Here is a 12,480-nt window from a genome sequence, read left to right as displayed (position 1 = left end):
GTGAAACAGGATTCCCTCAAAGGCTGGTTCAAGAGCGGCGCCCCCGGCGTCTGGATCAGCGGTGGCGCCGTGGCCATCGCGGTGATCATGACCATCGGCCTGCTGTCGGTCATCGCCGTGCGCGGCCTGGCGCACTTCTGGCCGGCTGATCTGATCCAGGCCACCTACAAGGTGCCGGGCCAGGCCGAGCATGTGCTGGTCGGCGAAGTGGTGCAGAAGGAAGAAGTGCCGCGCGCCCGGCTCAAGGGCGCCGGCCTGCCGGTGCCCGACGAAGGCCCGGAGTTCATGACCCGCGAGCTGATCAAGATCGGCAACCGCGACCTCAACGGCAACGACTTCAGCTGGGTGGTCGGCGAATGGCTGGTCGACCAGCAAAAGCCCGCCGAGCTCATGGCCCTGGAACGCCGCGAGTGGGGCAACTTCTACGGCTACCTGGTCAGCGTCAAGGAAGGCGATCGCATAGTGGCTCAGGGCGATCAAGCCTGGGGCGAGTTGCAGGCGCGACTCAAGCGCGCCAGCCAGCTCAACGACGAGTTGCAGAGCCTCGAAAAGAAAGACATCGGCGCCATCAACCATGGTCTCGAACGTCTGCGCCTGCAAGCCCGCAAGCTCGAACTCGACGGCAAGTTGGACGCCGCCGCCCAGGCAGACCTTGAATCCGAGCGTGCCGAGCTCAACAACCGCTACAAGGCCATCGAAGAGCGTCTGGGCAGCCTGCACCAGGCCTTCGCCCGCGACAGCCTGGTGGCCCGCGACGGCAACGGCCGCGAGGTGGAGATCAACCTGAGCAAAGTGGTCCACGCCATCCAGCCCAACGCCATGTCCATCCCCACCAAGCTGGCGACCTATTTCGGCAAGGTGTGGGAATTCCTCAGCGACGATCCGCGCGAAGCCAACACCGAAGGCGGGATCTTCCCGGCGATCTTCGGCACGGTGATGATGACCCTGATCATGGCGGTGATCGTCACCCCGTTCGGCGTGCTGGCGGCGGTGTACCTGCGCGAATACGCCAAGCAGGGCCCGGTGACGCGGTTGATCCGCATCGCCGTGAACAACCTGGCCGGCGTGCCGGCCATCGTCTACGGCGTGTTCGGCCTGGGCTTCTTCGTCTACGTGCTGGGCGGCTCGATCGACCGGCTGTTCTTCCCCGAATCCCTGCCGGCGCCGACCCTGGGCACGCCCGGGCTGCTGTGGGCCTCGCTGACCTTGGCGCTGCTGGCCGTGCCGGTGGTGATCGTGGCCACCGAGGAAGGCCTGGCGCGGATTCCGCGCACCGTGCGCGAAGGCTCGCTGGCCCTGGGTGCGACCAAGGCCGAGACGCTGTGGAAGATCGTCATCCCGATGGCCAGCCCGGCCATGATGACCGGCATGATCCTCGCCGTGGCGCGCGCCGCCGGCGAAGTGGCGCCGCTGATGCTGGTGGGCGTGGTCAAGCTGGCGCCGTCGTTGCCGCTCGATGGCAACTACCCGTACCTGCACCTGGACCAGAAGATCATGCACCTGGGCTTCCACATCTACGACGTCGGCTTCCAGAGCCCCAACGTCGAAGCGGCGCGGCCGCTGGTGTACGCCACGGCGCTGCTGCTGGTGCTGGTGATCGCCACCCTCAACCTTTCGGCGGTGTGGATTCGCAACCACCTGCGCGAGAAGTACAAGGCCCTCGACAGCTGATTCGACGCGATTAGCCACAAGCGGCGCGCCTCGAACCGATCGCCGCTTTTGCCTCAACTTGCAGCGTGCAGCTCACCGCTCGCCGCTAAAGATGGAGTTAGACCATGCAGCACGAATCCCATAACCACGGCATCGACATGTCTGCCCTGGGTCGCGACAAGCAGGGCCTGCGCCTGGCCGAAGAGACCGTGGCCATCGAAGTGCCGGGCCTGTCGTTGTTCTACGGCGACAAGCAGGCATTGTTCGACGTGAAGATGAACATCCCCAAGCAGCGCGTGACCGCCTTCATCGGCCCGTCGGGCTGCGGCAAGTCGACTCTGCTGCGCACCTTCAACCGCATGAACGACCTGGTCGACGGCTGCCGCGTGCAGGGCGAGGTCAACCTCTACGGCAACAACATCTACCGCAAGGGCGAGGAAGTGGCCGAGCTGCGCCGCCGCGTCGGCATGGTGTTCCAGAAGCCCAACCCGTTCCCCAAGACCATCTACGAGAACGTGGTGTACGGCCTGCGCATCCAGGGCATCAACAAGAAGCGCGTGCTCGACGAAGCGGTGGAGTGGGCGCTCAAGGGCGCGGCGCTGTGGGACGAGGTCAAGGACCGTCTGCACGACTCGGCGCTGGGCTTGTCCGGCGGCCAGCAGCAGCGTCTGGTGATCGCCCGCACCATCGCCGTGGAGCCTGAGGTGCTGCTGCTCGACGAACCCTGCTCGGCCCTGGACCCGATCTCGACCCTCAAGGTCGAAGAGCTGATCTACGAGCTCAAGTCCAAGTACACCATCGTCATCGTCACCCACAACATGCAGCAGGCGGCGCGGGTGTCGGACTACACGGCCTTCATGTACATGGGCAAGCTGGTGGAATTCGGCGATACCGATACGCTGTTCACCAACCCATCGAAGAAGCAGACCGAGGACTACATCACCGGTCGCTATGGCTAGTGGCAGCGGCACGCACGCCTGGCTGTACGACCCGGACCCATTTGCAGCTTGAAGCTTGCCACTCGAAGCTTCATCGCGGAGCGACACGATGATCAACAAAGAAAGCCTCACCCACCATATTTCCCAGCAATTCAACGCCGAGCTCGAAGAGGTGCGCAGCCACCTGCTAGCCATGGGTGGGTTGGTGGAGAAACAAGTCAACGACGCCGTCACCGCGCTGATCGAGGCCGATTCCGGCCTGGCCCAGCAGGTGCGCGACGTCGACGTGCAGATCAACCAGATGGAGCGCAACATCGACGAGGAGTGCGTGCGCATCCTCGCCCGGCGCCAGCCGGCGGCCTCCGACCTGCGGCTGATCATCAGCATTTCCAAGTCGGTGATCGACCTGGAGCGCATCGGCGACGAGTCGACCAAGATCGCCCGCCGCGCCATCCAGCTGTGCGAGGAGGGCGAGTCGCCCCGCGGCTATGTCGAAGTCCGCCACATCGGCGACCAGGTGCGCAACATGGTGCGCGACGCGCTGGACGCCTTCGCCCGCTTCGACGCCGACCTGGCGCTGTCGGTGGCGCAATACGACAAGACCATCGACCGCGAATACAAGACCGCGCTGCGCGAGCTGGTGACCTACATGATGGAAGACCCGCGCTCGATCTCGCGGGTGCTGAGCGTGATCTGGGCGCTGCGCTCGCTCGAACGCATTGGCGACCACGCGCGCAACATCTCCGCCTTGGTAATCTACCTGGTGCGCGGCACCGACGTGCGGCACATGGGCCTCAAGCGCATGACCGCCGAAGTGCAGGGCGAGGCGGCCGATGACGCGTCGTTGGCTAATGTTCCGCCGTCGCCTGACGATAAATAGGATTGCGCGTGTGTCACGACGCCCGGCCTGTGCCGGGCGTCGTCGTTTCCGGCCCTGGCACCGTCGCCTGGGTGAGCGCTGGACGCGCGGCCCGTTGAAACGCGCTTTTTTGGCAAAATGCCACTATTGGGCGGTATGCTGGCGGGGTAGATGAGGAGTCTCGATGAGTAAAGTCAAAGTGCTGGTGGTGGACGATGCCTCGTTCATCCGCGATCTGGTCAGAAAGGCGCTGCGCAGCGCCTTTCCCGGCATCGCCGTGGAAGACGCCGTCAACGGTCGCAAGGCCATGACCCTGCTGGCCAAGGAACCGTTCGACCTGGTCCTGTGCGACTGGGAAATGCCCGAGATGAGTGGCCTGGAGCTGCTCGCCTGGTGCCGTCAGCAGCCGGCCCTGAAGGGCATGCCGTTCATCATGGTCACCAGCCGGGGCGACAAGGAAAACGTCATCCAGGCCATCCAGGCCGGTGTGTCGGACTTCGTCGGCAAGCCGTTCACCAACGAGCAGTTGCTGACCAAGGTGAAGAAGGCCTTGAGCAAGACCGGCAAGCTCGAACTGCTGCTCAGTGGCGTGCCGGCGCGGGCCAGTTCGGCGTTCGCCAATGACTCGCTGAGCGCCCTGACCGGTGGGCGACCGGAGACGGTCAAGGCCGCACCTGCCGCCGCTGCTCAGCCCCAGGCGTCAGTGGCGCCCGGGCGTGCGCCAAGCGCTGCGCCGACGCCGGCCCCGACTGGGCGCGGCCAAGGGCAGTTGCGTTTGGCCAGTGGTGCGCAAGGCTGCGTGATCAAGGCGTTGAGCCTCAAGGAAGCGCTGCTGGTGGTGCGGCGCGGCGAAACCTTGCCGCAGGTGCTGGAAAGCGCGGTACTCGACCTGGAACAAGGCGAAAGCGCCGAGGTGGCGCGTTTGAACGGCTACCTGCATGCCATTGCGGCGTTGGAAGCACGCCCTGACAGCGACTGGCTGCAACTGACGTTCAAGTTCGTCGACCAGGACGCGCAGAAGCTCGACTACATCTCCCGGCTGATCGCACGCGGCACCGCGCAAAAGCACTTCACGCCGGGCGCTTGAGATGTGCCGGCCATGGCCTCGCCCGCGCGGGCGGGCCATGGCCGGCACGGTTGGCTTCAGTCGAGCTTGAGCACCTTAGCCAGCACGATCTTCGGGCCTTTCATCTTCTTGATGATGATGCGCAGGCCTTCGACCTCCAGCAGCTCCTCTTCCTCGGGCACGCGCTTGAGGGTCTCGTAGACCAGGCCGGCCAGGGTTTCGGCCTCGATGTGGTCGAGGTCGATGCCCAGCAACCGCTCGATCTTGAACAACGGCGTGTCGCCGCGCACCAGCAGCTTGCCGGGCTGGTAAGCGAGGATGCCGCGCTCGGTCTTGCGGTGTTCGTCCTGGATGTCGCCGACCAGCACTTCCAGCACGTCTTCCATGGTCAGGTAGCCGATCACCTTGCCGTCGGCTTCCTCGACCAGTACGAAGTGCGCGCCGCCCTTGCGGAACTGTTCGAGCAGCTCCGACAGCGGCATGTGCCGCGACACGCGCTCGAGCGGACGGGTGAGGTCGTCGAGGTCGAGGGTCTCGGGCACATGGTCGGCTTCGGCCATGTCCAGCAGCAGGTCCTTGATGTGCAGCAGGCCCGTGAATTCGCCGCGCTCGGCGTCGTAGACCGGGTAGCGGCTGAACTTGTGACGGCGGAACATCGCCAGGATTTCCTTGAGCGGCGCCCGCGAATCGAGGCTGATCATGTCCTCGCGCGAGTTGGCCCAGTCGACCACTTCCAGCTCGCCCATCTCCACGGCCGAGGCCAGTACGCGCATGCCCTGGTCGCTCGGATCGTGGCCGCGGCTCGAATGCAGGATCAGCTTGAGTTCTTCGCGGCTGTAGTGGTGCTCGTGGTGCGGGCCGGGCTCGCCCTGGCCGGCGATGCGCAGGATGGCGTTGGCGCTGGCGTTGAGCAGGTAGATGGCCGGGTACATGGCCCAGTAGAACAGGTACAGCGGCACCGCCGTCCACAGCGACAGCAGCTCGGGCTTGCGGATTGCCCAGGACTTGGGCGCCAACTCGCCGACCACGATGTGCAGGTAGGAAATGACGAAGAAGGCGACGAAGAACGAGATGCCCTTGATCAATTCCGGGCTGTCGACGCCGAAATAGGCCAGCAGCGGTTCGAGCAGGTGGGCGAACGCCGGTTCGCCGACCCAGCCCAGGCCCAGCGAGGCCAGGGTGATGCCCAGCTGGCAGGCCGACAGGTAGGCGTCGAGCTGGCTGTGCACCTTGCGCAGGATGCCGCCGCGCCAGCCGTGCAGCTCGGCGATCGACTCGACGCGGGTGGCGCGCAGCTTGACCATGGCGAACTCGGCGGCGACGAAGAAGCCGTTGAGCAAGACCAGGAACAGTGCGAACAGAATCATGCCGAAATCGGCAAACAACGAAGAAAGGCTAAACGCAGGGGAAGGGTCCATGGTGGATTTTTTACGGGGTCCGTCAGTGATGGAAAGAGAAAGGAACGTGCCAGCACGGGCTGGCACAAGAGATCCAATGTAGCGGTTGGGACCGTAAAAGCAAAGCGTGGTGCCCACACAGGTATGCAGGAACGGGCAGGCGGCGCTCCGGTTCACTCGTAAGGGGTGGCACAGCGGTTCCCGTACAGCGGACCGAGTTCCTTCAGGTAAGTCGGGTGGAAGCCTTTGGGCCGGCTTTGCCGGCCATCGCGGCTTAACCGGAGCGCCGGCCGGGCCCTCCTACAGGGTCACGATCTGGCTGGAAGGGAAGTGGCAGGTGAAGGTGCTGCCATGGCCGACCACGCTGCTGATCTCCAGCCGCCCGCGGTGGCGCAGCAGCACGTGCTTGACGATCGCCAGGCCCAGGCCCGTGCCGCCGGTGTTGGAGGCGCGGCTCGAATCCACGCGATAGAAGCGTTCGGTCAGGCGCGGCAGGTGCTTGGCTTCGATGCCGGGGCCCGAATCCTGCACCGTCAGGTGCGCGCCCTGGGCGTCGGCCCACCAGCGGATGCGGATGCTGCCGCCCTCCTGGGTGTACTTGACGGCGTTGAACACCAGGTTGGAGAAGGCGCTGCGCAGCTCGGACTCGCTGCCCTTGAGGCGTACACCTGGCTCGACGTCCAGGCTGATCCGTTGGCCGCGCGCGCCGGACAGCGCCTGGGCGTCGGCCTGGACGGTCTTGAGCAGCGTCTCGACCGCCACGGGCTGGTTGTCGGAGGGGTAGTCGGTGGCTTCGAGCTTGGCCAGCAACAGCAAGTCGTTGAGCAGCGTCTGCATGCGCGCGCCCTGCTGGCCCATCTGCTGTAGCGCGCGGGCCCAGCGCGGGTTCACGTCGTCGACGTTGTCGAGCAGGGTCTCCAGGTAGCCGGCGATCACGGTCAGCGGGGTGCGCAGTTCGTGGGACACGTTGGCGACGAAATCCTTGCGCATCTGCTCGAGCTGGTGGATGCGAGTCACATCGCGCACCAGCATCAGGTGTTCGTTGTTGCCGTAGCGGGTGATGTTCAGCTGCACGCGCAGGCGGTCGTTGATCGGCGAAGGGATTTCCAGGGGCTCGGCGTAGTGTTCGCCTTCGAAGTATTCCTTGAAGCGCGGGTGGCGCACCAGGTTGGTCACCGGCTGGCCGCCGTCCTGCGGGGTCTTGAGGCCGAGCAGGGTTTCCGCGGCGCGGTTCCACCATTCCAGGTTGCCGTCGCTGTCGAGCATGATCACTGCGTCGCGCAGGGCGGCGGTGGACTCCTGGACGCGGTCGATCACCGCTTGCAGGCGGCCGCGCACGCGTTGGTCGCGGCGCTGCAAGTGGTAGATGCTGTCGAACACCTCGCCCCACAGGCCGTAACCGTCCGGCGGCGCCTCATCGGGCTGGTGGTTGCGCAGCCAGGCATGCAGGCGCAACAGTTGCTTGAGGGTCCAGCCCAGGTACAGCGCCAGCCCGATGGCCAGGCTCCAGCCATACTCGCCGCTCACCAGCCCGCCGAGCAGGCAGAGGCTGATTAGCACGAGCAGATGGCGAATCAGGGTCGCGTGCCAGTTCTGGTTCAATGGACGGTCCTTGCGCGGAAGGCGGGCGGCACGGGCCGCAGGTCAGCTCTTGGTGGAGAAACGGTAGCCCGTACCGCGAACGGTCTGCACCAGGTTTTCGTAGACCTCGCCGAGGGCCTTGCGCAGCCGGCGGATGTGCACATCGACGGTGCGTTCCTCGACGTACACGTTGCCGCCCCACACTTGGTCGAGCAACTGGCCGCGGGTGTAGGCCCGCTCCTGGTGGGTCATGAAGAACTGCAACAGGCGGTATTCGGTGGGGCCCATCTCGGCGGGCTTGCCGTCGATGGTCACGCGGTGGCTGATCGGATCGAGCAGCAGGCCGCCGATCTCGATGGGCGACTCGCTGTCGGCAGGCCCGGTGCGGCGCAGCACGGCCTTGAGCCGGGCGACCAGCTCGCGGGGCGAGAAGGGCTTGGTGATGTAGTCATCGGCGCCCACCTCCAGGCCCTGGATCTTGTTGTCCTCTTCGCCCTTGGCCGTGAGCATGATGATCGGAATGGCGCCGGTCAGATCGTCGCGCTTCAGGCGCCGGGCCAGTTCGATGCCGGAGGTGCCGGGCAGCATCCAGTCGAGTAGGATCAGGTCGGGCTTGCGGTCGACGATGATGGCATGGGCCTGCTGCGCGTTTTCGGCCTCGAGGCATTCGTAGCCGGCCATTTCCAACGCCACGGCGATCATTTCACGAATGGGCGCTTCGTCGTCGACGATCAGAATGCTTCTGCCTGCCATGCTCGAGACCTCTCCTGGGGTGACTGTGTCGTGCAGCGCATTAGATAACGGAATTATTGCAGCTGTGTGACAAGCACCCCGAACCCCGGCCCTTTGCCATCAGCGCAATGCGTAATCCAGCACCACACCGACGAACACCAGCAACCCGGCCCAGTGGTTGTGCAGGAAGGCCTTGAAGCAGGCGTCGCGCTCCAGGCTGCGGGTCGACCAGAACTCCCAGGCGAAGCACGCCGCCGCGCCCAGCAGGCCCAGGTGGAACCAGCCGCCGAGCTCGAAGCGGTTGCCCGCCAGCAGCAGGCAGCCCAGCGACAGCAACTGCAAGCTGAGGATGATCGTCCGGTCGGCTTCGCCGAACAGGATCGCCGTGGACTTCACGCCGATCTTCAGGTCGTCGTCGCGATCGACCATGGCGTAGTAGGTGTCGTAGCCGACCGTCCACAACAGGTTGGCGATGTACAGCAGCCAGGCGGCGGCGGGCAGCTCGCCGTTGGCGGCGGTGAAGGCCATGGGAATGCCCCAGGAGTAGGCCGCGCCCAGCACCACCTGCGGGTAATAGGTATAGCGCTTCATGAACGGGTAGCAGGCCGCTAGGGCCAGGGCGCCGAACGACAGCCACACCGTGGTGGCGTTGGTGCACAGCACCAGCGCGAAGCTCAGCCCGACCAGCGCGGCGAACAGGGCCAGGGCTTCGCGCGAGCGGATGCGCCCGGCGGCCAGCGGCCGGTCGGCGGTGCGCTTGACGTGGCCGTCGACCTTGCGGTCGGCGAAATCGTTGATGCAGCAGCCGGCGGCGCGCATCAGCACCACGCCCAGGCCGAAGATCAGCGCGTTGGCCAGGCTCGGTGCGCCGTTGCCGGCGATCCACACCGCCGAGAGCGTGGGCCAGAGCAGCAGGTAGATGCCGATCGGGCGGTCCATGCGGCTCAGTTGGACGAAGTCCCACGCGCGGGGGTGCAGGCGGTTGAGCGACTTGAGCAACTGCAGGTACATCAGCGGGCTTCCTTGGCGGCGGCCTGCCACAGGGCAGGCATGAAGATCTCGGCGACCAGCAGGCTCAGGCCGTCGCGCTCGAAACGCGAGCGGCGCGCCCACAGCCCGGCGTGGCGGGCCTCGGCGGGCAGCCAGGCGCTGGGGTAGCGGCACACCTGCAGCGGATGGCGGATGAAGGCGTCGTCGCTGAACAGCAACTCGCCCAGCGAGCGCGAACCCAGGGTTTCCAGGTCGAGCCCGCCACGCTCCAGGGCCGTGCGCGCCGCCACGCTGCGGGCGAACACCCAGGGCTGGCCATGGCCGCGCAGGTACACCTCGCGCACCCAGCCCTCGGCGCCGGGCGCAAGGTCCAGGGCTTGGCATTCGTCGTCGCGCAATGGCTGCCAGCCCTCGCTCAACGGTGTGACGGAGAAATGCTGCGCTGATAACGCGGTCAGCCGACGGGTCAGCGACCCTTGGTCGAACAACCAATCGAGAAGTGCCGGCGCCGCATCGGGCGGCAGCTGGGTCAGCCACGCGGCAGTGGCTGCTTGCGGGGTGTGATAAGGCACGTCGGTACGCTGATGGCAGGCCGGAAAGGCGCCGAGCTTAGCATGTTTGCGCGGTTTTCCAGTGAGTGGCCGGGAGGCGCCATGGCCTGCGACACGCTCTGCGCAGCGCCACAACTTAGTGCATTGGCGCTAACGCTGTCGGGTATGGCAGCTATGGCATTACCTTCGGGCGACAATGCCGTTTTCGGAACTGGCGTGGGTGGGGGGAGCGTGCCATTCTCACTGCCGACTACCGCAGGTTAGAGCCTACGGTGCCCTTGGCGCCGTCCCCACCGGGCGGCACGGCATAACAAGAAAAATCCCGTCAATGAGGCTTCACTTATGCGTAAACCCGAACTCGCCGCTGTGATCGCTGAAAAAACCGATTTGACCAAAGAGAAGGCCAATCTGGTACTCAACGTGATTCTCGAGTCGATCACCGGCGCGCTGGACAAGGATTCCGTCACCCTGGTCGGTTTCGGCACCTTCGAGAAGCGCCACCGTGGCGCGCGCACCGGCAAGAACCCGCAAACCGGGGAGCCGGTGAAGATCAAGGCCACCAACACCGTCGCCTTCAAGCCCGGCAAGACCCTGCGCGAACTCATCAATGTGTCCAGCGATGCGCCTGCCAAGGCCGCCAGCAAGGCAGACGCCAAGGCCAGCGGCAAGACCGCCGCCCAGCCTGCCGGCAAGGCCAAAGCCGCTTCAAGCGGCAAGGCCAGCAGCCGGGTCAGTAAATAAGTCGTCTCTGTCACACAGGCAAAGAACGGGCGCTTACGAGCGCCCGTTTCGTTTCCCCGCATCCGCTCAGCAAACTGGAAGCGCATTTACTTTCTTGTGGATAGAATACGCACTTCAGTCACTTTTTAGTCGAGAGCCGTTAATGAAGTTTCGTTTTCTGTTGTGGGCGATGGGGCTGCTCATGGCGCGCGCCAGCCGTAACAACCCCGCCTTCCAGAAGCAGCTCGAAGGCAAGGACCTGATCTTCCAGATGCAGACGCTGGACGGCAAGATCGCCCGCCACTTCCAGGTTCGCGACCAGCGCATCACCAGCCGCGCGGGCCTGCACACCGCACCGGCGTTCGCCATCGCCTTCAAGGATGCGGCCTACGGCTTCGCCACCCTGCAAGCCGGCAACAAGCAGCTGGCGTTCATGCAGGGCATTCAGGACAAGGCCATCCAGATCAAGGGCAACCCGGCCCTGGTGATGTGGTTCCAGGGCCTGATGAAATACCTCAAACCCAAGAAAAGAAGCTGAAGCGCGCCCGCTTCGGCTCACTGCGGCGCGTTGAACTGCGAGACCAGCTCGCGTAGCAGCGCTTCGGCATCGAGCACCCGGTTGACCACCTCGTTGGCCTTCTCTCGGCTCAGCGCCAGGCGCGCCAGCAACTCATCCGGAATCGGCATCTGCGGGCCGGCGCCGATGCCGCGCTCGCGCAGCAGGCGATTGGCCAGGCAGACCAGGTTGGGGTAGGCGGCGTGCTCGCCGCTGTAGCTGGCGTCGTGCTGGAAGCGCAGCGCCGCAGTGAGCTCTTCGGGCATGTCCCACAGGTTCATCAGCCAGGCGCCTATCTGCTCGCGGCTGATGCCCAGCAGGTGTTGCTCCACATAGTTGTGCGACAGGTGCGGGTTCACTTCCAGATGGCGGCAGATCAGCGAGAAGTGCGGCGGGAAGACGTGGGCCAGCAGTAGATAGCCGAAATTGTGCAACAGCCCGGCGAGGTATGTCAGGCCGACTTCCGGGCGGGCGTCGCGTGGCATGGCGCGGCTCAACCCTTCGATGACGGCGGCGGTGTAGATCGCCTGCTGCCAGTAGGGCGTCATCTGCTGCGGCTGGTCCTTGGGCAGGCTCAAGGTCTTGCCCAGCGCCAGGCCCAGGGCCAGGTTGATGACCAGGTCGAAGCCCAGCACGCGAACGATGGCGTCTTCCACCGAGCGGATCTTGCCGGGCGAGGCGTAATAGGGCGACGCCGCCCAACTGACCACCTGCGCGGCCAGGGCCGGGTCGGTTTCCACCACGCTGGTGATGTCGTCGACACTGGCGTTGGGGTCCACGCGCAGTTTGATGATCTTCTGCGCGGTGTCGGCCAGCGGCGGGATCTCGATGGTCTGTTCCAGCCGTTGCTGGATGCGCCGCGCGGTGAAGGCCTGCACGGCCTGGAAGATTTCCCTGGAGTCGTCGCCGGGGCGATCGAAGTTGGGTTGGATGCGTTGCACGTTCTGGCCGAAGCGGCCGGCGCTGGCCTTGGCCAGCAGGCGTTCGAAGGCTTCGCGCGGCAGTTCCAGCAGCAGCCCGGTTTCCCCCGATTCGAGCAACACGGACTCGCCCTTGAGCAGGTTCTGCTCGTACAGGCAAGGCGAACTGGTCAGGGCCGGAATGCCGGGCAGCGCCTTGAGCCTATGCTTGTCGAGCATGGTCTTGAGCCGCGAACCCGACACCGCCACCAGCTTGCGCCCGGTCAGCTCTTCGAGGCGCTTGAGGTCGAGCAGTTGGCTATGGGCGAACAGCACCATCAATGCGCCGACTTCGTCGTCCAGCAGGATCGCCTGCACCCTGCGCTCGGCCGGCAGCGAAGGGTGGTCCTGCACCTCTCGATAGGCCACGCCGAGTTTGTCGAGCAACAGCCGGATCACGGATGGCGCACGCGGGGTTGCGGTGTCGAGGGCAGCTTCAGTCATGGTCGGGTCCAGAGTGTTCCTACAATCGCGAAAATAT

General features: G+C 65.3%; 11 protein-coding genes and 1 pseudogene. 6 read left to right on the top strand and 6 right to left on the bottom strand.

The annotated features are described in order from the left end of the window. From pstA to B4M43_RS11070, 4 genes are all read left to right on the top strand, one after another. Positions 1–1,671 carry a phosphate ABC transporter permease PstA gene (gene pstA / locus B4M43_RS11085; RefSeq protein WP_296266952.1) on the top strand — a complete coding sequence of 557 codons (1,671 nt, stop codon included), beginning with the start codon at positions 1–3 and terminating at the stop codon, positions 1,669–1,671. A gap of 104 nt (positions 1,672–1,775) precedes the next feature. Beyond that, positions 1,776–2,609, top strand: a complete 834-nt coding sequence (pstB, locus tag B4M43_RS11080; RefSeq protein ID WP_296266950.1) for a phosphate ABC transporter ATP-binding protein PstB — start codon at positions 1,776–1,778, stop codon at positions 2,607–2,609. 88 nt (positions 2,610–2,697) lie between these two features. Further along, positions 2,698–3,468, top strand: a complete 771-nt coding sequence (gene phoU / locus B4M43_RS11075; protein ID WP_296266949.1) for a phosphate signaling complex protein PhoU — start codon at positions 2,698–2,700, stop codon at positions 3,466–3,468. A gap of 163 nt (positions 3,469–3,631) precedes the next feature. Beyond that, positions 3,632–4,534, top strand: a complete 903-nt coding sequence (locus B4M43_RS11070) for a response regulator (RefSeq protein ID WP_296266947.1) — start codon at positions 3,632–3,634, stop codon at positions 4,532–4,534. A 56-nt stretch (positions 4,535–4,590) separates the two neighbouring features. Here the strand turns inward: B4M43_RS11070 and B4M43_RS11065 are convergent, their stop codons facing one another. From B4M43_RS11065 to B4M43_RS11045, 5 genes are all read right to left on the bottom strand, one after another. Further along, on the bottom strand, positions 4,591–5,931 hold the full coding sequence (locus B4M43_RS11065; RefSeq protein ID WP_296266944.1) for a hemolysin family protein: 1,341 nt from the start codon (positions 5,929–5,931) through the stop codon (positions 4,591–4,593). 279 nt (positions 5,932–6,210) lie between these two features. After that, positions 6,211–7,512: a phosphate regulon sensor histidine kinase PhoR gene (gene phoR, locus B4M43_RS11060; protein WP_296266941.1), complete on the bottom strand. Its 1,302-nt coding sequence runs from the start codon at positions 7,510–7,512 to the stop codon at positions 6,211–6,213. Between the two features lie 42 nt (positions 7,513–7,554). Continuing rightward, positions 7,555–8,244 (bottom strand): phosphate regulon transcriptional regulator PhoB, encoded by a 690-nt coding sequence (gene phoB / locus B4M43_RS11055; protein WP_296266940.1) that lies wholly within the window; start codon positions 8,242–8,244, stop codon positions 7,555–7,557. Between the two features lie 99 nt (positions 8,245–8,343). Beyond that, positions 8,344–9,234, bottom strand: a complete 891-nt coding sequence (gene ubiA, locus B4M43_RS11050; RefSeq protein ID WP_296266938.1) for a 4-hydroxybenzoate octaprenyltransferase — start codon at positions 9,232–9,234, stop codon at positions 8,344–8,346. Continuing rightward, the gene (locus B4M43_RS11045) at positions 9,234–9,785 is read right to left on the bottom strand and encodes a chorismate--pyruvate lyase family protein (RefSeq protein ID WP_296266936.1); all 552 of its coding nucleotides are present in this window, start codon (positions 9,783–9,785) and stop codon (positions 9,234–9,236) included. Before B4M43_RS11045 ends, ubiA begins: the two co-directional genes overlap by 1 nt. A 321-nt stretch (positions 9,786–10,106) precedes the next feature. Here B4M43_RS11045 and B4M43_RS11040 point away from each other — a divergent pair. Together B4M43_RS11040 and B4M43_RS11035 are read left to right on the top strand one after the other, a co-directional pair. Next, positions 10,107–10,373: pseudogene (locus tag B4M43_RS11040) on the top strand (HU family DNA-binding protein); the annotation flags it as partial. 274 nt (positions 10,374–10,647) lie between these two features. Beyond that, positions 10,648–11,022 carry a helicase gene (locus B4M43_RS11035; protein ID WP_296266934.1) on the top strand — a complete coding sequence of 125 codons (375 nt, stop codon included), beginning with the start codon at positions 10,648–10,650 and terminating at the stop codon, positions 11,020–11,022. Positions 11,023–11,039: 17 nt separating this feature from the next. Here the strand turns inward: B4M43_RS11035 and B4M43_RS11030 are convergent, their stop codons facing one another. After that, positions 11,040–12,443: an aminoacyl-tRNA deacylase and HDOD domain-containing protein gene (locus tag B4M43_RS11030; protein WP_296266933.1), complete on the bottom strand. Its 1,404-nt coding sequence runs from the start codon at positions 12,441–12,443 to the stop codon at positions 11,040–11,042. Positions 12,444–12,480 lie beyond the last annotated feature (37 nt).

It is taken from the genome of Pseudomonas sp. UBA6562 (assembly GCF_002434265.1).
Classification (GTDB): Bacteria; Pseudomonadota; Gammaproteobacteria; order Pseudomonadales; family Pseudomonadaceae; genus Aquipseudomonas.
The sequence above is the reverse complement of the archived record's forward strand: the minus strand, read 5'-3'. Positions and strand labels throughout refer to the sequence as shown.